This is a genomic window from Acidimicrobiia bacterium (assembly GCA_009694375.1).
Classification (GTDB): domain Bacteria; phylum Actinomycetota; class Acidimicrobiia; order Acidimicrobiales; family VFJN01; genus VFJN01.
In genome coordinates this window covers 114,021-133,988 of sequence record SHVB01000002.1, presented here as the reverse complement: position 1 = coordinate 133,988, position 19,968 = coordinate 114,021, and the positions used below count along the sequence as shown (strand labels likewise).

Annotated in this window: 15 protein-coding genes and 1 tRNA gene; 6 read left to right on the top strand and 10 right to left on the bottom strand. The window is 65.8% G+C overall.

Annotated elements, in window-relative coordinates; translation table 11 throughout:
• Complete coding sequence (locus tag EXQ71_02295) at positions 1–2,583, bottom strand: ABC transporter permease (GenBank protein MSO86333.1); 2,583 nt, start codon at positions 2,581–2,583, stop codon at positions 1–3.
• Positions 2,583–3,308, bottom strand: coding sequence for an ABC transporter ATP-binding protein (locus tag EXQ71_02290; protein ID MSO86332.1), 726 nt, complete (start codon positions 3,306–3,308; stop codon positions 2,583–2,585). Before EXQ71_02290 ends, EXQ71_02295 begins: the two co-directional genes overlap by 1 nt.
• 91 nt (positions 3,309–3,399) lie before the next feature.
• On the opposite strand from EXQ71_02290, the gene EXQ71_02285 reads away from it, so the two are divergent.
• Positions 3,400–6,945, top strand: a complete 3,546-nt coding sequence (locus EXQ71_02285) for a tetratricopeptide repeat protein (GenBank protein MSO86331.1) — start codon at positions 3,400–3,402, stop codon at positions 6,943–6,945.
• Between the two features lie 13 nt (positions 6,946–6,958).
• Here the strand turns inward: EXQ71_02285 and EXQ71_02280 are convergent, their stop codons facing one another.
• Complete coding sequence (locus EXQ71_02280; protein MSO86330.1) at positions 6,959–7,591, bottom strand: peroxiredoxin; 633 nt, start codon at positions 7,589–7,591, stop codon at positions 6,959–6,961.
• A gap of 192 nt (positions 7,592–7,783) precedes the next feature.
• Here EXQ71_02280 and EXQ71_02275 point away from each other — a divergent pair, with 192 nt between their 5' ends.
• A complete protein-coding gene (locus tag EXQ71_02275; GenBank protein MSO86329.1) occupies positions 7,784–8,095 on the top strand; it encodes a hypothetical protein in 312 nt (103 codons plus the stop codon).
• A 123-nt stretch (positions 8,096–8,218) separates the two neighbouring features.
• Here the strand turns inward: EXQ71_02275 and EXQ71_02270 are convergent, their stop codons facing one another.
• A complete protein-coding gene (locus tag EXQ71_02270) occupies positions 8,219–9,136 on the bottom strand; it encodes a cation diffusion facilitator family transporter (GenBank protein ID MSO86328.1) in 918 nt (305 codons plus the stop codon).
• Between the two features lie 49 nt (positions 9,137–9,185).
• Between EXQ71_02270 and EXQ71_02265 the strand changes: the two genes are divergently transcribed.
• The 3 genes from EXQ71_02265 (at position 9,186) to EXQ71_02255 (ending at position 13,247) form a co-directional block, all read left to right on the top strand.
• A complete protein-coding gene (locus EXQ71_02265) occupies positions 9,186–10,715 on the top strand; it encodes a hypothetical protein (protein MSO86327.1) in 1,530 nt (509 codons plus the stop codon).
• Between the two features lie 226 nt (positions 10,716–10,941).
• Positions 10,942–12,108, top strand: coding sequence for a hypothetical protein (locus EXQ71_02260; GenBank protein MSO86326.1), 1,167 nt, complete (start codon positions 10,942–10,944; stop codon positions 12,106–12,108).
• Between the two features lie 419 nt (positions 12,109–12,527).
• Positions 12,528–13,247 (top strand): IS6 family transposase, encoded by a 720-nt coding sequence (locus EXQ71_02255; protein MSO86325.1) that lies wholly within the window; start codon positions 12,528–12,530, stop codon positions 13,245–13,247.
• Positions 13,248–13,459: 212 nt separating this feature from the next.
• Here EXQ71_02255 and EXQ71_02250 read toward each other — a convergent pair whose 3' ends face one another.
• From EXQ71_02250 to EXQ71_02230, 5 genes are all read right to left on the bottom strand, one after another.
• On the bottom strand, positions 13,460–13,996 hold the full coding sequence (locus EXQ71_02250; protein ID MSO86324.1) for a hypothetical protein: 537 nt from the start codon (positions 13,994–13,996) through the stop codon (positions 13,460–13,462).
• Between the two features lie 417 nt (positions 13,997–14,413).
• Complete coding sequence (locus EXQ71_02245; GenBank protein MSO86323.1) at positions 14,414–16,192, bottom strand: hypothetical protein; 1,779 nt, start codon at positions 16,190–16,192, stop codon at positions 14,414–14,416.
• 5 nt (positions 16,193–16,197) lie between these two features.
• Positions 16,198–16,521 (bottom strand): hypothetical protein, encoded by a 324-nt coding sequence (locus tag EXQ71_02240; GenBank protein MSO86322.1) that lies wholly within the window; start codon positions 16,519–16,521, stop codon positions 16,198–16,200.
• Entirely contained in the window at positions 16,497–17,138 is a 642-nt protein-coding gene (locus EXQ71_02235; protein MSO86321.1) for a hypothetical protein, read from the bottom strand. The genes EXQ71_02240 and EXQ71_02235 overlap by 25 nt, the downstream gene beginning before the upstream one ends.
• A 464-nt stretch (positions 17,139–17,602) precedes the next feature.
• Positions 17,603–18,985: a hypothetical protein gene (locus tag EXQ71_02230; protein ID MSO86320.1), complete on the bottom strand. Its 1,383-nt coding sequence runs from the start codon at positions 18,983–18,985 to the stop codon at positions 17,603–17,605.
• A gap of 539 nt (positions 18,986–19,524) precedes the next feature.
• Between EXQ71_02230 and EXQ71_02225 the strand changes: the two genes are divergently transcribed.
• Positions 19,525–19,800, top strand: coding sequence for a hypothetical protein (locus EXQ71_02225; protein MSO86319.1), 276 nt, complete (start codon positions 19,525–19,527; stop codon positions 19,798–19,800).
• On the opposite strand, the gene EXQ71_02220 is transcribed toward EXQ71_02225, so the two are convergent.
• A tRNA-Arg gene (locus tag EXQ71_02220) sits at positions 19,784–19,859 on the bottom strand. The genes EXQ71_02225 and EXQ71_02220 overlap by 17 nt on opposite strands.
• Positions 19,860–19,968 lie beyond the last annotated feature (109 nt).

Here is a 19,968-nt window from a genome sequence, read left to right as displayed (position 1 = left end):
TTACTCACTGGAAATGGCGTCGAGGATGGCTAGGCGGGCCGCCCGACGGGCCGGGAGGATCGACGCCATCGTGCCGAGCAACGCCGACAGCACCGTGATGGCCGCCAGCGAACCCACCGGTACGGCGAACGTGGTGAGGCCCTGGCTCCCCAGGGCGGTGATGAGCGCCCAACTGAGGACGAGTCCCAGGCCCAGGCCTACGAAGGTGCCGAGTAAAGAGATCACCACGGCTTCCCACCGAATCGTGGAGCGCAACTGGCGGCGGTCCATGCCCACGGCGCGAAGCAGTCCGAGTTCGCGGGTGCGCTCGTTGATGGAAAGCGACAGGGTGTTGGCGATGCCGATGAGGGCGATGATGATCGACAGGATCAGTAGGCCGTAGATAAAGGTGACGAACGAGGTGATCTGGCTGGCGAGTGCGCCGATGTATGCATCGCGGTCGAGAACCTCGAGGGAGGGAGTGCCGGCGATGGCGGTCTCTACGTTGGCAATCACCGTGTCGATGTCGGCGTCCGGTGTGACCTTCCCGAACAACTGCACGTCAAGTAATTCGGGTGCCACCGTGGCGTAGGCGGCGCGGGTGATGGTGAAGTTCCCCAGTACCTGTGGGTCATCGCTAATCGCTTCCACCGAAACCGCGAGCGTGGCGCCGTTCGCCCCGGTGATGATGATCGGATCGCCGAGCGCCAAGCCGCGTGATTCCACCACTTTGGTGTCCACGATGATCCCGTCGTCGGTGAGTTCGGCTAGCGCCCCCTCCTCCATCTGGATATCGAGCACCTCCGACAGTTGTTGCGGGTCTACCGAGGTGACGAACTGGGTGGATTTCTCCTGACTGGGGTAGGTGACGTCGGCCCGGCCGAAGCCAAGCGGGGCCACCACCTGCACGCCGTCGACCGCTGCGGTGGTGGTGGCCACCGAGGCGGGGAATCCGGCGGGAATACCGAAGCCATTGGCAGAACTCTGCACGACAAAGTCGCCGGTGAAACCTCGCTCCACTGCTGCGGTAACCGACCGGGTGGCCGAGGTGGCGAACACGGTGATGAAGCCCACCAGGGCCACGCCGATGATCAGGGCGGATGCGGTGGCCGAGGTGCGTTTCGGGGCGCGGGCGGCGTTCTCGGTGGCCAGTCGGCCCGTGATCCCGGCCAGGCGGCCAATCGGGTACCCGATGGCCCGCACGCTCGGGGAAGCCACTAAGGGGCCCATCACGATGGCCCCGACAATGATCAGCAAGGCTCCCGCCCCCACGCGAGGCAGCGCGTCGGAGGAACCGTCGGTCCAGGCCGCCGAGAGGGCGTAGGCACCGGTCGCCAGCGTCACGAGGCCCAGTCCCTGGCGACCGCGCGACGTCCCCGAGCGGTCGATGGCTACGTCTCGTAGCGCCGCCAGGGGGGGCACGCGGGTGGCCCGAATAGCGGGCAGGAGGGCGGCTACCAGGGTGACGACGAGCCCAAGGGCGAAGGCAATCGCCACGATTTGGGGGCGCACGAGCAAGGAGGTGACGGGTAGTTCCAACCCGGCTTTATCCAACCCCCACGTGACCGCCTTGGCCAAGCCGATACCGGCGGTCAGGCCGAGGGTGGCCGCTACCAATCCGATGAGGGTGGCTTCGAGGAGCACTGAGCTCAGCACCTGAGGGCGTGAGGCGCCCACCGCGCGCAGCAGCGCCAGTTCTCTTGTTCGTTGGGCCACCAGGATCGCGAACGTGTTCGAGATCACGAAGATGCCCACCACCAGCGCGATGGCGCCAAACACCGACAGCAGAATTTTGAAGAAGGAGAAGCCGGATTGCACATTGGCGGAGAGTTGAGCGGCGGCCTGGGTGCCGGTGATGGCTTGGGCATCGGTGGGGAGTATCCGGGCGATGCGATCGGTGGTCTCTTGCTCCGAAAGTCCGTCGATGCCGCGAGCGAGTATTTGTTGGATTCGATCGCCGGTTCCCGCCAGTCGTTGGGCTTGGGTCAGCGTGAACTCGGCGGACACGGCCCCGGTAGAACTCTTGGCGGTACCGAAGGTGACGGCTCCGACGAGCGTGAAATCCTCGCTGCCGAACTGGGTCACCACGGTCACTTCGTCGCCGATCGAGAAGCCGCCGTCTTCGACGGCGGCCACGTTGAGGGCGATCTCGCCGTCAGTTTCGGGGCCGCGTCCGTCCTGCACCACGTAGGGGGTGAGTTGGCTGTCGGTTACCCAACTCTCGATGAGGGTGGGGGGACCCTGGGCGGCACCCAGCGGTTTCCCGTCGGGACCGATGACGCGGTTGGTGCTACCGAAGCCGATGGTGCTCACGAACGGCACGGCGGACGCCACGCCGTCAACGGCGGCGACTTTGTCGGTGAGGCCGGCATCGAGCAGGGTTCGCTGCTCGCCCCCGATGGGGTCGCTAAAGAGCACTTCCCCCTGGATCTGGGTGTCGACCTTGGCGTTGGACTCTGCGAAGAGGTCGTCGAAGACCCGATCGAGGGTGTCGGTGAGCACGAAGGTTCCGGTAAGGAAGGCCACGCCGAGTACCACGGCGAGAACGGTTGAAATCAGTCGCCGCTTGTGCGCCCAGAATGAGCGGAGGGTCACGCGCAGCATCAGACCTCGCCGAAGGCTTTGATCCGGTCGAGCACCCGTTCGGCGGTGGGGTCCTCCATGTCCTCGACGATGCCACCGTCGGCGAGGAACACCACTCGGGAGGCATAGGCGGCGGCGAGGGGGTCGTGGGTGACCATGACGATGGCCTGACCAAGATCGGTGACCGCCTGCTGCATGAAGGTGAGGATCTCGGCGCCAGTCTTGGAGTCGAGGTTGCCGGTGGGCTCATCGGCAAAAATGATGGAGGGCTTCGACGCCAACGCGCGGGCCACGGCCACCCGTTGCTGTTGGCCTCCAGAAAGTTCACTCGGCCGATGGTGGAGACGGTCGGTCAATCGGACGGTTTCCACCACGTGATCGATCCAGCCGGCGTCGGCTTGGCGGCCGGCGAGGTCGAGGGGGAGTGTGATGTTCTCCAACGCGTCCAGGGTGGGGATCAGGTTGAAGGACTGAAAGACGAAGCCGATTTTGTCGCGGCGGGTTTGGGTGAGGGCTTTGTCGTTGAGGGTGGTGAGGTCGGTATCGCCGATGAACACCTTCCCCGAGGTGAGGGAGTCGAGGCCGGCTACACAGTGCATCAGGGTGGACTTACCCGATCCCGAGGGGCCCATGATGGCGGTGAGGCGACCGCTCTGGAAGTTCACGGTTACGTCGTCGAGGGCCCGCACTTCCGTATCGCCGGATCCGTAGATCTTCACGGCGTGCTCCGCTCGGGCGGCGGTCATCTCCAACACGGGGGGCACAATGGTCACCGAGCCAGGGTACCGGGAGCCTGGCCAGAAGAGCGATGACATCCTGCCCGGCTAGCATCACCGGGTGATTTGTCCCTCGTGCCGAGCTGAGACGAGTGCGGGGGCGAGTTTCTGTTCGGGCTGCGGCCAAGACATGCGCCTGCGGGGAGACGAACGCCGGATCGTGACGGTGGTGTTTGCCGACCTGGTTGGTTACACGGCGCTGGCGGAGTCCATGGACCCGGAACAGGTGAAGCACCTTGTTGACCGGTGCTTCGAGCATCTCGTGGCCGACATCGAGGCCTTCGGGGGTCGAGTGGACAAGATCATCGGAGATGCGATCGTGGCGCTCTTTGGTGCGCCAGTGGCCCATGAGGATGACGCCGAGCGGGCGGTACGGGCGGCGTTGCGAATGCAACAAACGTTGGCGGTGGTGTCGAGCGAACTGGGCACGGTCATCCGTATGCGTATCGGGGTAGACAGCGGCGAGGTACTAGTGGGCGCCTTGCGGGCCGGTGGCGACTACACCGCGATGGGCGACGTGGTGAACACCGCCAGTCGCCTGCAAACGGCGGCCGCGCCCGGCGAGGTGCTGGTGGGAGCGTCCACCTTCGCCGCCACCCGACGATCGTTGCGCTACGACGCCATTGAGCCGGTTGCCCTCAAGGGCAAGGCAGGCCTGGTGCCGGCCTGGCGAGCCACCGATGCAGTGGCGCCGCCGGGCTATCGCCCGGACCGCAATCGCGCTCCTCTGGTGGGCCGCCAGGCTGAGGTGGGCTTGCTCCGGCACAGCGTCGACAACGCGGTGGGCAACGCCCGGGCATCGCTGCTGTTGGTGCTAGGCGAAGCCGGGGTGGGCAAATCGCGACTGGCGGAGGAACTCGCCGCGCTTACGCAGTCGGATCACGATGCCCTCGTACTGGAGGGGCGTTGTGTGCCCTACGGCGAGGCCAACGTGTGGTGGCCGGTCGCCGATGCCCTGCGGCGTGGCTGCGGTATCCGTGCGGCTGATTCCAGCGATACATCCATGGCCTTGGCCCGCGCCTCGGTAGTTCTTGCCCTGGGCAAGGGAACTCCGGTGGAGGACATCGAGCGAGTGCTCAACGGTTTGGCGTACCTGATGGGATACGAGTCGGAACTCCACCACATTGATGCGACGCGCGCTCGTGAACAAGCCGCTGATGCGCTGGTTAGCTACGCCAAAGGTTTCGCCGTGCAACGGCCGGTCATCCTCATGTTGTCGGACCTGCACTGGGCCGATGATCTCGTGCTCGGCTTGGTGGACACGCTGCTGGAGCGTTTGGCCAGCCATCGCTTCGTGGTATTGGCCACCGCTCGGCCGGTGGTCGAAGAGAGTTGGCAGATACCGCGCGGTCATCACAACCTCGTGGTCCTGACGCTCGACCCACTCCTCGCCGAGGCTTCGGCTCAACTACTCCGGGAGCTCGCCGGGGATGAGTTGGGTAGCGAGCTCACCGAAGCACTCCTCGCTCGCAGCGACGGTAATCCGTTCTTTCTGGAGGAGTTGGTCAGCCTCCTCGGCGATTCGGTGGCGGCTGGCGTCGATGACGCTGCACCGTTTTCTTCGGAAGGGATGGCCAACCTCCCCGACACCCTGCGCGGTCTGGTGGCGGCCCGTCTTGACGCCCTGGCTCCCGACGAACGCCGCGTCCTCGAGGACTGCGCTGTGCTTGGCCGAGGGAGTTCGGTGAGGGCCCTCACACTCCTGGCCCGAGTGCATTTGGGCATCGACGATGTGGCGCCATTGCTGGAATCTTTGCAGGCCACCCAACTCATCATCTTGAGCGAGTTCGACGACGAAGCGGTGTGGACCTTCCGCAGTGATGTGGTGCGCGAGGTGGCCTACGGCATGCTCACCAAGACCGACCGGGCCCGCACTCACAAGGGCATCGCAATGTGGATCGAGCAGAACGAGGACTCCGACAACGACTCGACGCTTACGCGCCTGGCTTACCACTACTTGCGAGCCGCGCAGCTCGCCGGTGAGCTGAGCCCCGCCGGGGGAGGCAGCTCCGAACTGCAGGAGAGGGCGCTTTCGTGGTTGGAGCAGGCGGCGGCGCGAGCTGCCGACGCCGAGATATTCGTGGTGGCGAAGCAGCTCTATTCGGAAGGAATCGAGTTGCTGGCGGGCCAACCGGGTGAGCGCCAGCGGGCCTTTCTGTGCGGGCGGGCGCGCGCCTCGGCCGCTCTGGCTGACATCGCGTCTGCTCGGGTGGATGTCGGCGCGGCGATCGCCGAGGCGCGTGCGGCGGGTTCTGGCGCCCAGGCTGATCTGGGTCTGGGCCTGCTGGTACTGGCCGAGGTGGAGCAGAGGGAAAGGAATTGGGAGATCGCGGAACCCATCCTGGCCGAGGCGGCTGAGATATTTGTGAGCCTCGGTGATCCCCGAGGCGAGGCGGAGGTCTTGCGTCTGAAAGGTTTGGCGTCCATTGGGCGACAGGATTATGAAGAAGCCACGGAGCTCCTGGAGCAAGCGCTGGCCCGTTTCGAACAACTGAACGACCGGCGTGGCGTCGCGTGGGCTCAGCAGAACCTGGGCTGGTGTGCGAACAACTCCGGACAGATGGAATGGGCGGAGGTGATGCTCCGCCGCGCCGCTTCCACCTTCCAAGAACTTGGTGATGAGGGTGGCCTGCGTTGGACCCAAGGCGTCCTGGGGCTGAACCGCCTGATGCAGGGTTATTTCGATGAGGCGGAGGCGATCTTTGAAGAACAGGTTCCGATGTATATCGGCAAGGGGGATCGCTGGGCCCTCGGCAATGTTCTGATCATGTCGGGGTCGGCGCGCCTATGGACTGGTCGCATGAATGGAGCCATCGAACGGGCGCGGGAGGCTCAGACGCTGTTCCACGACATCAGGAATCAGGAAGGGTGGTTCCAGGCCGATTGGCTGCTGGCGAGGGCCTTGTTGTTGTCGGGCCGCTGGCAGGACGGCTTCGACGTGTTGGAGGGCATCGCCGGCGATAGTCGTCTCATCCCGGCCCGGGTTGCGATGTTCGTTTATATCGGCGACGCCGAGGGTGCCCGGGCGATGTTGGGAAGCGATGTCGAGCCAGGGCTAATGGCCGGAGGCTCCTTCATTGACTCGCAGGCGTTCTATGGGGGGCTGGGCTGGGTCAGCGGCGGCGCCGTCGGCTTACTGATGCTCATGGAGGGCGATCTCACCGGTGCGTTGTCGCTGCTGACCGCCAGCGCGGGGACCGCTACTCACCGACTGCAGGGCCAGGGCGTTCTGGCGCTGGTCTGCGCCGCCGCGGGATCGCTCGACGATGCCCTCGTGGCGGCCGATTACTGCACGACAGGGGTTGGGGACACGTATATCGATCACATGCTCGCCAGCATCGCCCGGGGCATGGTGCTCACCCAACGCGCTGATCACGGGGCGGTGGCGGTGTTTGAGCAGTTAGTGGCCGCTATCGATCTGACCGAAGACAAAATACACCAGGCGGTAGCCCGCCTGGCGAGGGCGATCTCCGCGGAGGTGTTGCATCTGGCCGATGAGGCCGCGCTGGCAGAGGAAGCCTCGCAGAGCTTGGCTGTCCTCGGCTTGGGCGACACCGCCTGGCGACCCGCCTTCCGCCTCGCCGCCGGTCTCGTGCCAGTGGCGTAAGGGCGAGGTTGGGTTAGTTCGGCTGTTTCACCATGCGGAGATAGGGCTTCTTGGCGTTCCACCCGTCGGGGAAGGCCACCTTGGCGTCTTCGTCGGACATCGCGGCCGCGATGACGACGTCTTCGCCGGCCTTCCAGTCCGCTGGGGTGGCCACCTTGTGCTTAGCGGTGAGTTGGAGGGAATCGATGACCCGGAGAAGTTCGTCGAAGTTGCGACCGGTGGAGGCCGGGTAGGTGAGGGTGAGTTTCACCTTGTTGTCGGGACTGATCACGAACACTGATCGCACGGTGAGCGTGTCGTTGGCGTTCGGATGGATCATGTCGTAGAGGTTGGCGACGGTGCGATCAGGGTCGGCCAGCAGCGGAAAGTTGAGCGACGACCCGGTCACGTCGGTGATGTCCTGGCTCCAGCGGTGGTGTTCTTCCACGCCGTCTACCGAGAGACCCACCACCTTGACGTTGCGCTGGTCGAAGGCCGGCTTGAGGGCGGCTACGCGCCCGAGCTCGGTAGTGCAAACCGGGGTGAAGTCCTTCGGGTGCGAGAACAGCACCGCCCAGCTGTCGCCCTTCCACTCGTGGAAGTTGATGGTGCCTTCGGTGCTCTCAGCGCTGAAGTCGGGAGCGTCGTCTCCTAGACGGATGGCCATGGTGTCTCCTGTAGGACCGGCAAGCATTGGTGGTGAATATGACGAACCTTAGCCGCCCTTTTCTCAAAGGTGACCTTTTGGGTCAGAATTAGGTCGGGCCAGGTATACGAGTCATGTTGATGTATCTAGCAAATGCTTGCTATAGTTAGCACAGGCCCACTGGCCTCCCCCCCCACAAGGAGATTCGTCACTATGAGCACCATCCTGGACACCGTTGTCGGCTACGAGGACAAGATCATCGAGTTCGTGAAGAGCGCCAAGACTCCCGTCGTGAGCTATGTCGTCAAGGGCCTGGCCCTGGTGGAGGATCGTCTCCCGGAGGTGACCTATCCCACCGCCCTGCCCACCCCGATCGAGATCGTCGAGACCCAGGCCGCCTTCGTCAAGAAGTTCATCGACGCCAATTCCGCCATCGTGACCGGTGTGCTGGTAACCCTCGCCCCCGTGGCCGGTTACTCCGTCAAGAAGGTCGTCCGGGCGCCCCGGGCCACCAAGGCCGCCTAGGTCCCCTTCGTTTTACCCTCCGAAGTCCCCCCCGGGACATCGTGCGAATCGAGCGGCGCTTCCCCCCGGAGCGCCGCTCTTCGCGTGCTTTCCCGGCGGGGTGCGTGGGTCCTCCGGCCCGTATTACGGGACCGTCATCGTGTCGGGTTCGAGGTAGATCAGGGTGGCCTCCGGCACCGAGGCTCGGATGGAGCTTTCTATGCGATTCACGGCGATGGAGACGTCTCCTATCGTGAGGCTGTCGGTGAAGTTGATCTTGGCGCCCACCAGCACTTCCTCGGGGCCAAGGTGCTGGGTGCGCATGTGGATGAGTCGCTTGACCGCGGGATCGCCTTCGATGACAGCGCGGATGGTGTTCACCATCTTGCCGGTGGCCGCTTCGCCGATGAGGAGGCTCTTCATCTCGATGGCCAGGATGATCGCAATCGTGGTGAGCAGTAAGCCGATGGCCAGTGTGCCGTAGCCGTCGTAGATCGCGTTGCCGGTGACCATCGATGCCGTCACCGCCGTGGTGGCAATCAACAGGCCGACGACGGCCCCGAGGTCCTCGAGGAGCACGACGGGTAGCTCGGGGTTCTTCGAGTGGCGAATGAAGCTCCACCAGCTCGCCGGTCCTTTCATGCGACGCGACTCAACCAATGCGGTGCGTAGGGAGAACGCTTCGAGCACCGCCGCCGTGGTCAGGATGGCGATGGCGACCCTGGCCGAGTCGAGTTCGTGGGGGTGCTGGATCTTGGTGATGCCCTCGAAGATGGCAAAGGCCCCGCCCAGACTGAACAGCACCATGGCCACCACGAAGGCCCAGAAGTAGCGCTCCCGGCCGTACCCGAAGGGGTGGTCTTCGTCGGCGCTTCGGCGCGCTCGTTTGCCCCCGAGGAGCAGGAGACACTGGTTGCCGGAGTCCGCCACTGAGTGGACGCACTCGGCCAGCATCGATGCCGACCCGGTGATGAGGAAGCCGGCGAACTTGGCTACGGCGATCCCGGCGTTGGCCAGGAGCGCCGCCACCACCGCCTTGGTGCTGTTGCCCGGCGTTGTCATCTCGTCAGGCTAGAGGCACTGGGTGGTGATCTTTGCCAGGATCGGGCCTATGGGCTTCTTGCAACTCGCCACCGATGATCCGGATGCGCCGGCCGTCGACGACCTCACCCGCACCCGCACCCGCGGCGAACTCCTCGACCGGGCCCGCCGGATCGGCCACTGGCTGCTGGAAGAGGGTGGCCTGCCGGTGGGGGGTCATGTGGCGATGTTGTTGGGAAATCGAGTGGAGGTGATCGACCTGCTCCTGGCTGCGCAACACTCCGGTACGTGGGTGACGGCGATCAACTGGCACCTGACCGCCGCGGAGGTGGCCTATATCCTGAACGACTCTGGGTCGTTGCTGCTCGTGACCGATCCGGAGCACGAGGCGGTCGCGCGGGCGGCGGTGGCGTTGGCCTCGGGGCCGGTGGTGGTGATCGTCACCGGTGATCCGCTGGAGGCGGTAGCCGCTCACGGCAACGATGCCCCCTTCAGTCTGGACGGTCCGGGGGGTGGCACGATGCTCTACACGTCGGGCACCACCGGTCGGCCCAAAGGAGTGAAGCGCGTGCGGCCTCCATCGTTGGGCCTCGCCCTGGCCCAGGGTGAGGGGGCCGGGATGGTGCTGGGGCTCGCGGGGGCTGGCCCCCACCTGGTCACCGGGCCGCTCTATCACGCCGCCCCGCTTGGGTTCGCGGCGATCGACCTCGCCAACGGAGCCGAACTGGTGTTGATGCCGCGTTGGGATGAGACGCAGTGTCTGCGTCTCATCGAGGAACGCCAGATCCGTAACAGCCACCTCGTGCCCACCATGTGCGTGCGGCTCTTGCGCTTGCCCGATGAACAGCGGGCGGCCTTCGACTCGTCGTCTCTCGGCATGGTCCTCCACGGGGCCGCCCCGATAGCGCCGTCCACCAAGCACAAGATGATCCAGTGGTGGGGCCCGGTGCTCACTGAGTACTGGGGGAGCACCGAGGGCGGGGTGTTTACCCTGGTGGATGCGGCGGCGTGGCTCACCAAGCCGGGCACGGTGGGCCGAGCGATCCCGAGTTATGAGGTCTTCGCGGTGGATCCTCAGGGTGAGCGGCTGCCGGCGGGGGAGGTGGGCACGCTCTACTCGCACAACCTCATCACCGATGAGGTGTTTGAGTACCACCAAGCGCAGGAGAAGACCGATGCCGCCCATTTGGCCCCCGGCACTTTCACGATGGGCGACGTGGGGCATGTGGATGCCGATGGTTATGTGTTTTTGTCTGATCGAGTTGCCAACATGATCATTTCGGGCGGGGTGAACATTTATCCGGCCGAGATCGAACAGGTGCTGATCGAGCATCCGGCCGTGGCGGATGTGGCCGTGTTCGGTATCCCCGATGAGGAGTGGGGTGAGCAGGTAAAAGCAGCGGTGGAACTGCGGGCCGGATATCGCTCGTCACCGGAACTCGAGCAGGAAATCTTGTTGTTCGCCCGTCGTGAGATGGCGGGCTTCAAGGTGCCGCGGTCGGTCGATTTCGAAGATCGCCTGCCTCGTCATCCCACCGGCAAGTTGTACTCCCGGCTCCTGCGCGACAAGTACTGGCAAGGGCAGGACAAGGCCGTCTAATCCGGCGCTCAGAAGCCATGGGGCCATCACGGGTGGCCGTTGAGCCCGCCCGCTCTCGGCGGTGACCACGCCGCACCCGCAACTGGGCCCGCCGGGGGGCGGCATCGTCGTCGATCGGGGGTGGTTGCGGGCCTGTTCGGCCCCGCGCCGTCAGGGACGGGGGCCGGCGATCCAGAGGCGGGTCCGGCCGCGGGATGGAGGGCTCGATCCCGCTAGGGTTGGGGTTGTGCGACGGAAGAAGATGAGCGTGTCGGGGGTTTCGCCAACCCATCGGTCCAACGGCGGGGGGAGGGCGAGGACAATGCGTGACGATAGCGATGCCGAGGTGAGTCAGGTCGTGGCCGAGGCCGAGCGCTTGCTCGCCGGGAGTGACGTGCGAGCGGCGATCAGCGTGCTGACGGTGGCCAACCGTAAGCATCATGCCGTTGATCTCGAGCGGGCCTTGGTGCGCACCCGCTACGAAGGGTGTGCGTCGTTGCCACCGGCCGAGGCGCCGGCGGGGCGCCCGGCGGCGATTACGGCGGGGCCCGGCGGCGGGGTCTTCGAGGTGGCGGCGGCGGATCTCACCGTCGAGGCGATTCGCACGGGGTTCGCTCAGAGCGGGTGCCTGCTTGTACGCGGGCTGGTGTCGGCAGAGCGTTCGGCCCACCTAGTGGAGGGGATCGACGCCACCTATGCCGCCTACGATGCGGCGGCGGCTGGCGAAGACACCTATGACCAGCGTTGGTATTGGCCCTTTCCGATGCCCGATCTGATTTCCCCGGTCAACGCCGGAGCGGCGGTCGTGCTCGCGCCCGGTGCTCCCGTCGCCAAATCGATCCCGGTCAAGGTGCATCGTCGCTTAACCCGGGAGGGCGCGGGGATCTGGACGGTGGACTCCCCGCGTCTGCTCTTCGAACTTTTCGAGTTGGTCGACGACCTCGGGATTGGCGATTTGATCGCCGAGTTCCTGGGGGAGCGGGCCTTTCTCTCCGCCAACAAATGCAATGTGCGCCGAGTACCGGCGGAGGAGATGGCGGGGGGCTGGCATCAGGACGGGGCGTTCCTGGGCGCCGACGTTGGCGCGTTCAACGTGTGGATCGCGTTGAGTCGCTGTGGGGTGGACGCGCCCGGCCTTGATTTGTTGCCGAAGCGGTTTGATCGCCTGGTGGAGAGCGGGAGCGCCGAGGCCTTCTTCCGGTGGTCACTGTCTGATGCGGACGTGCAGGAGGCGGGGGAGGGCATGGCGCCGGTGCGGCCCGAGTTCGAGGCCGGCGACGCGTTGTTCTTCGACCACCGACTGGTGCACCGCACCGCAACCTCGCCCACCATGACCCGAGAGCGCCACGCCATTGAAGCCTGGTGGTTCTCGCCGTCGGTGTTTCCCCCCAGCCAACTACCGATCGTCTACTGATCCCCTCGGTCAGGCGCCAGTGGTGATTGCGCCCTCGGCATGATTCGACCATGCGACACACGGTTTAGGAAACGCCTTCGTTGCGGCCGCCGTTGCTCGTCGGGGTCCGCGAATGTCCGTCTGAGCACGGTGTTCGCGGGTCGATCGTCCGCCAACGCTCGCCGACTTCCGCCCCGGTTCGGCCAGCGTCGTTACCACGCTGCTCCCACGGCGACGAAGTACTCAGTCCGACCCTTCATCGGACAGATTCCACCCGTCCAGCTACCGAAGTGGCCAGCATCAGCGGACTGTCGCATGTCGTTTACGAATTGTGGAGATTCGACGACCAACCACGGCCCGGCCGGCACCAGTCCATGGAGACCGTGCTGCGAGGGCACTGTTGCGTTAGCGGATGACGGCGGTGGCCGCGAGGCTGCAGGATGCGCCGTCGCCGGTCCCCGTCTCAGGTCGTGTCGATGCCGTCGGCGTTCGTCGGGTTTCGGTTCCCGCCGGAGGTCATCGTGTTGGCGGTCCGCTGGTACCTCCGCTACGGCCTGTCCTATCGGGACGTCGAGGAGCTGCTGGCCGAACGCGGGATCGAGGTCGATCACGTCACGTTGTTTCGGTGGGTGCAGCGCTTCACGCCGCTATTGGTTGACGCGGCCCGGCCCTGCCGCCACCGTGGCGGGGGCCGGTGGTTCGTGGATGAGACCTACGTCAAGGTCGCCGGTCGGTGGCGCTACGTGTACCGGGCCGTCGACCAGCACGGCCAGATCATCGACGTCTGCGTCTCCCCCCGCCGCGACACCGCCGCCGCCACCCGCTTCTTCACCACCGCCATCACCACCCATGGCGAACCGACCGAGGTCACCACCGACCGCGCCTGGACCCTCGCCCGAGCAGTCGACGAGCTCGTCCCAGCGGCCCGCCATGACGCCACGCAGTACGCCAACAATCGGGTCGAGACAGACCACGGTCGGCTGAAGGCCCGGCTGCGACCAATGCGCGGACTCAAACGAGAACGTACCGCCCGCGTCATCATCACTGTGCACGCCCTCGTTCAGAACCTCCGACGAGGTCACTACGAGCTCGGCCTTCACGCCCGCACACCACATCTCCGGCTCGCGGCTGCGTTCGACGAACTCGCCTCGGCGATCTGACCCCGTCCCACGCCCACAACGCTCGGCGTCGCGCCCGAGGATCAATCAACGCAACAGTGCCATCTGATGACAGGTTGGGTTTGGGGTCAGGCCGCCTGAGTGGTGGGGGTGGTCATGATCGTTTCGCATTCGATGGGGGTCAACCGGCCCAGGGCGGCTTGACGTCGAGGGCGGTGGTAGGTGCGTTCGATCCAGGTCCTGGTGGGGCCCCGTTAGGCCACGGTGAAGGAGTTGACCATGCCGAGGGTGAAGTGGACGTGCTGCATCTCATTCGAGCTCATGCCGGAGCCTTCACCCATACTGGATCCGTGGTCCATGGTCCCTGATCCCATGTCGCCTTGACCCATGGTCTCGACGAGGTTGCAGAAAGCTATGTAGTCCCCGGCGGGTAGGTCGAGGGTCTTGATCTTGGTCTCGCCGGCGGCGACATCGTCGAACTCCCCAACTTTGTTGGCTGCGGGGATCTTGTCCTCGTCGATTGATCCGTCGGCCTTTTTGGGCAGTGCAGAGGTGTCAGCGGCTCGCACGATGACTAACTCGTGGGTTTCCTTGCCATTGTTGGTAACGGTGAGGGAAACCTTGCCGGATGGGATGGTCCCCGATGGCGGAACGACTGTCCACTCGTCGAGGGCAAAGGCGGTGGCCTTAGCGGTGCTGGGGGAGGAGGTGGCCGTGGGGGTGTCGCTGGCGCACGCGGCGGTGGTGACGGCGAGGGCAGCGGCGAGAGCAAAGAGTCCGAAGCAGCGCATCCCCCAGTCTACCGGGCTGGTCCCACGATGGTGAGATCGTGTCCGTGGCATCGATCCTCGTGGGGGCGCTCGTCATCAGCGGCAGCGGGGCGTGAGACTGGACGAGCCGGTTGCGATCGACACCTCGGTAGCGGCGGCGCCGGTGGTTGTCCTTGACGAGCCAGGCGATGGTGCGCTCGATCATCGGGCGGTGCTGCCGGTAGGCGGCGGCGAAGTCGTCGGTGCCAGCGAGGATCCGGGGGGGGCAAGGAGCCGGTGATGGGGGTACAACACGATCACCGGCCGGCGGCGAGGTCGATCAGGACCTCCACGGCCGTGACGGTGTTGTCTGTGAAGAGCTGGTGCGCCTCCGCAGCTCGTGCGCCAGCGACTCCACGAGGAGCGCCACAGCTGGCCCACGCTGTCGCGACCATGGGCTCAGCACGGGCCGGGCTCGAAGATGCCTCGCAGCACTGGGTTCTGATCCTCTTCGATCATGAGCCGGAGGAAGGACACGTGCCTCCCTCGTTCCCGATCGGCGAGGCTCAGGCGCGCCCCCTCCTTGACGGCATGCATAGCCCAGCAGAGGTAGAAGAGCGGGCCGACGAGGGAGGAAGGCACCCCCACATCATCGCAGTACGCATGGATCGACGACCGCAGCAGCGGGTGGAGGGCGTTGGTCTCCACAAACGGCGACGCGGCGGCCCAAACCCGATCACCCCCAGCTTGTCGACCACTGAGGACGGCATAGGAGCGGAGCAGGTAGAGCAGGTCCCAGAGCGGGGGGCTCGACGGCTCGGCGTTCTCCCAGTCGAGGAACGCAACCCCACCGTCGGCCCTGGCCATGACGTTCCACACCCCCGGGTCGCCGTGCGCGAACACCCCGGGTAGCTCCGCCGCCGCGGCAACCCGGTCCGACTGGACGCGGAGGAACTCAAGGTGCGGGCCGCTCATGCAGTAGGAGCGCTCGAGTCGGTCGACGATCTCGGTCATCGCCACCCCGGCGGTCGCTCCCGCAACGGGTTGGGCAGTCTGGACGCCGACACGGCTGAGCCAGGCCACCGCCGCTGCGATCAGGGGGCAGTGGGCGGTCGCCGACGTCTGGTCGCTCAGTGGCACGCCCTCGACCACCGACTCCCCGACCACAGCGAGCCCGCCCTCCCGGCCGGAGAAGGCCACCTTCGCCACGGTTCCCTCGCTGAGGTCCGGCCACTGGGTCAGCCGCCGGAGACCGGCGACGCCTCGCTCGAGGCGCAGCGAGGACCGCTCGCTCCTGGCCACCTTCACGATGAGCTGCGGGGCAGGGGTACCCGGTGCAAAGGCGAAGAGCAAAACCTTCTGCGCCTCGTACCCGCCCGGTACGAGGGCTGCCCATCCGTGGCTTTTCAGGTCGATGCCGGCCGCGCCAGCCATCTCGAGCACGTACCGGGGCAACGTCCCATTGACGTCGGGGCCAGACAGGACCCCGATGCGGCGGACGTGCGAGGATCGAGCGGCGACGAATGGCTCGATCCGGCCCACCCCCCGGGTGGTAGCCACGAGGGCTTGTCGAGCTCTGGCCATGCCCGGCCGGGCCGCTGCATCGCCGCGTGCCCCGGAGCCGACGTCGGGCGACCGCACGGAGGGAACGACGGCGGATCCGACGCGCGCCCGATACGCCCTCCGCCACCGGAGCAGGCTCCGGTGGTCGATGCTCGGCCGGTCGAGCCCATTGGTGCGCAGCCAGGTGCCGGGCGCAGATCCGAATCCCGCGGCCGCCGTGCGGACATCGCCGAACGCAGGAGTCAGCCAGGCCACCGAGGTCCCTCCGTGCACCGCAAGGGCGGACGCCCAGCGGCCCGCGGAGGCGTGGCCCCAGTGTTCCTCGTAGACGACGGCCCGTGGAGCGAGGGAGGCCTGCAGCGTCGAGCGGAGCGAAGTGTTCGTCCACAGCCGTCGAGCCACTCGGGTGCTGCACACCGCAACCAGATCCACCGCCGACTCCCCGTCCGAGGTGAGGTCGCCGAGCTGCGCCTCCAACCCATCCAAGTTGTCGATGATCACCAGTCGGTTCGAGATCCGCTCGAGCATCGCCTCCGCAGTCGTGGTCGGCCGGCCGACGCACACCACCGTGTGGCGGGCGAGCGATGGAAGGAGGAACACCCATCCAGCGCCGGTCGCAGGACGTTGCAGGTGCGCGCCTGCGGTCTGGTCCTCGGAGAGCGTTTGGCCGAGCATGACGGCTAGCGGTAGTGCGCTTCCGTGGCCCGGAAGGTCGCCTCGATCGGGGTGGGGTACGGGTGCTCGACGACGAAGCGCACGACACAGTCGGTCTCGCCCTCGGGGGGCGTACCGGGCGTGCCGAACGGGCGGGCAACGGCCGCCTTGGCGGCAGGTGAGGGGTCGATGAGCCGGACGGTGAGCAGCCCGTGTAGGTCGTGATCGACGACGGTCAGCGGTCTCTCCCTCGCAGTGGCCGATCCCGGCTGCGCGCCGTGCTTGACGGCGTACGATAGCTCGGTCGTCTCAGCCTGTGGGGCCATCATCCGAAGGTCCAATGGGTCCACGCCATGTCCTTGCCCTCGTCGGCGGGACCGTTGACCGGGAGATCGAGACCGTAGACGTGGTTCGCGAGGTACTTCGCCCAGTCGGTGTGGTCCCACCAACGGTCACCGAACTCGTCGGCAAGGTGCCGGTTGCACTCGATCACGCGTCGTGGGGCGGCGTCCTGCGCCTCCCCCACCGGGTAGCCCGACCGGGCGAGGAGCTGGGCCTGGACGAATATCCCCACCGTCCTCTCCCACTGGTACTGGGTGTAGCGGGCCGGCCCGGCGAAGCGTCCATCCCGGCCGATGTCGTTGAGGGTCGCGCCGTCGACGCGGTGCCCTTGCGTGGTGGACCCTGCGGGATTCACGGCCACGGCGGCATCGGGGTTGTGCGACCACGTCCGAGCATTCTCGTTGAACGTGAGCGCCGGGCCGACCCGCCGGTCCCCTGCAAACCGGCGATAGGTGTCCCACGCCTTGTCGAACTCCTCGGCGTCGCCGAGGTACGTGGCGGCCGCGACGCGGGCCGCGCCCGCCATGGCAGACCCGTTGCTTCCTGAGCCGCCATCGGGGCACTCGACCGCTCCGGTAGCCGACGCTTTCACCTCAGTAGAGAGCACGACGCCATCGACGGTCACAATCCGTTGCCGCTGCTCGCGGAGCCGCCCGTTCCCGAGCCGGTCGAAGTCGTGACGGCCGCCGCGGTGGTCGTGGCCCTGGTGGTGGTGGACTCCAATGCCTCGTCCTCACCGCCGCCCGCAACCGTCGAGACGGCCCAGGCCATGAGAAGTAGGCCCGACGGCGTCGCTCGCATGAGCGGGAATCGTAGGACAGACAACGAGGCTTTCGGCGGTTCGAGTAGCCCGCAGTAGGTCGGTGTGGTTCTGGCTCCTGCTGGGCCCTGTAGATGGCCGGTCGGTCACAGCCGATCGTCATTCGATCGTGGGGGCATCTAGTACTCGCCGAACCGGCCGAACCCTTGCTCTCCCAGGGGCTTGGCGGACGTCTGCCCTGGTAGTCGTGTTGCGCCCTTGGTTACACAGTTCTCGAATCCGGTTGTCCGGTCAGCGCTCAAGACCCTGAGTGCCAAAACTCGCCGGGCCTACTGACCAACGATGCCGCCCCCGCAATCGGTGTCGATGGCCGCGCGAGTGTTGTCGGCGAGCCACTGTTGCCCGGCTGTTGTGGGATGCACGTGATCGAATGACGAGAGCAGCGCTGGGTTGGCATCGACCGCGGCGTTCCAGTCGATGAGGTGCCTTGACGAATCCGAGGCGACAAGTGCCACCAGGTATGCGTTGATCGCCGTACCCACATTGTTGTTGGCTGGGAAACGGTAGCCGTCATAGATCGTGACGAGTTCCACGCATGGAATCGGCGCGAGCAGCGCCACCATTTCGTCGAAGTCGCCGACGCAGGGAGCGGGGTCGCTCTGGCAGTCCTCCCTGCCCATGTCGTTGGTGCCGAGATTGATCACGCTCACGTCCGGCGCCGTGGCCACCTGCAACGCGACCGTTGGCTGAACCCCAGCGATCATGGAGCCCGGGTATCCTTGGATTCGGTGATGATACGCGTCTGCGAGAGCGGCGGCGGTCCGTGGGGTCGACATGGTGGTGATCGAGTCCCCGGCGATCGTGACCCGAGGGCCTACACAACCCCGGAAGCTCGAATCACGGATGGTCACCGTGCCCGTGGTTCGCCCGAGGATCAGCCCACCTGTGGGCGCCGAGAGCGTGACCGTCAGACACTGGCCATTTTCCACGACACCATCGGGGATCGCATTGATGGAAATTGTCTTCTCGTCGGCACCGATCGCGAAGCTCAGGTTGCCCGACACGGGCCCGGTGAAGTCGGTGGTCTTCACCGCTGTGCCCGGTGTTACGACGTAGTGGACGGTCGCGGCCACGGTCGCGGGTTGTGACAGGGACACGACCAACTGTGCGGCACGGTTCGGGCCGCTGTCGCCGTCGAAGATCTCAACGTCGCCGATGCCGATAGACGGAGTCGGGCCCGCGTCATCATCGATGATCGTTCCGTAACCAATGGACTCCGCGACCGTCGCGCCCCCCGTCGGCGAACCGATCAGCACGACGAACGACTCGTTCGGTTCGACCGTGGTATCTCCGTTGATGACGATGGAGACCGTCTTCTCAACTGGCGTCAAGCCGGTGTTGATATTCGGGGTGAAGGTCAGCACGCCGGTCTTGGCGACGTAGTCCGTTCCGGCTGTCGCGAAGTCGCCCGGCGGGAAGAGATACAGGGGGTTCACCACATAAGTGACCTTCACCGTTGTCGTCGCGGGCTCCGACAACGTGATGTCGAACTTCATCGAGCGTTGCTCGCCGCCACCCTCCACGACCGACGCAGACCCAACCGAAAACTCTGGGGTACCCACCGCGCCAGCCACATGCGGGCCGAGCCCGACACCGAGCCCTCCCGCCGCAACTACGAATACTACCGCCAACGACAAACGCCTACAGCGCATCAATGTCTCCTCACTCGGGACAAGCCTGGATCATGATGAGCGCGGGCTCAACGCCTTCACATTCGTCGGATCGAGCCGCAGCCCATCCGCACCTTACACCCGCCAAGCTCCGACCGCCATCGCAGCACCGGCTCCCCAGCCTCAGGGGCCGCGCCCGAGCGCAGCTCGACCGTTTCGCGGTACCACGAACCAATCTCCCAGTACGGGAAAGACGAGAACTCAGGACACACCGACCCACCACGTCACCACGCCACCACGTCACCACGCCCGCCAATACGGGCGTAAGGGATGAGCGACGGCCTCGAGAGCAACCACCTCTTTCGGAACACCGAGACTCGGCCATATCAGATCTCCCTCACGCATGAGCATCACACCCATCCGGGACTCCTTCCCCTGGAACAACGCCCAGGATCGGGTGTCCAAGAAGACGGGTCAACTCCAGGTAGGAGCTCGTTCAGGCGCTTGATCGAAACCCGGGCGCGGGTGCGGACTGCCTCCGAGTTGATGTCGCTCACCCTGGCGTTGCGTGGGTTGCGCTTGTGTCGTTCGACCTGTACGAGGCGTACCGCCGGGGCGGCGACATCGTGCGACGTCTGCTGAATCAGTTCTTCTTTGCCAAGGTCTTGGTCGGTCAGGACAACGTCCAGGTGGAGTTCACCGAACCTGTCGGGGCCCTCTACTCCCTGGCGGCCGTTCAGTTCGCAGCCGACCCCAAACAAGAAGGAGCGCAGTACCTGCGGCACTGCGCTCCTTCGTTGTTCTCTGTAACTCGGTGGCCGAGTTCTAATGCGGCCATCCTGGCGCCCTCGGCATGATTCGAACATGCGACACACGGTTTAGGAAACCGATGCTCTATCCCCTGAGCTACGAGGGCGGGGCCGGCGCGAAACGTGGGAGACAACCTCTTCCGGGCCACGTCGGGAGCCCAGTCCGATGGTAGGCGCTGGCGATATCGGGGCTTCGATCCATCCGGATTGGCGACC